Below are 295 nucleotides of genomic sequence, written 5' to 3'. Positions count from 1 at the left end.
CTCATTCCGGTCGAGTTCCTGGCCGCGGCCGTTGGCCACGAGCCTGATCTCAAGCATCAGCATGATCTACTGCTGGCCAACTGCCTGGCGCAGTCGGAAGCCTTGATGAAGGGCCGCACGCTGGAGGAAGCGCGCGCCCAGATGCTGGCCAAGGGCATGAAGCCGGCCGATGTCGACAAGATAGCGCCGCACCGCGTCTTCTCCGGTAACCGGCCGTCGATGACCATCCTCTACCGCAAGCTCGACCCGCGCACGCTGGGCCGGTTGATCGCCCTCTATGAGCACCGCGTCTTCG

Annotated in this window: 1 pseudogene; it reads left to right on the top strand. The window is 64.7% G+C overall.

The features are described 5' to 3' along the window. A pseudogene (locus EN786_RS37125) lies at positions 1-295 on the top strand (glucose-6-phosphate isomerase); the annotation flags it as partial.

The organism is Mesorhizobium sp. M4B.F.Ca.ET.143.01.1.1, from assembly GCF_004792275.1.
GTDB lineage: Bacteria > Pseudomonadota > Alphaproteobacteria > Rhizobiales > Rhizobiaceae > Mesorhizobium > Mesorhizobium abyssinicae.
The sequence above is the reverse complement of the archived record's forward strand: the minus strand, read 5'-3'. Positions and strand labels throughout refer to the sequence as shown.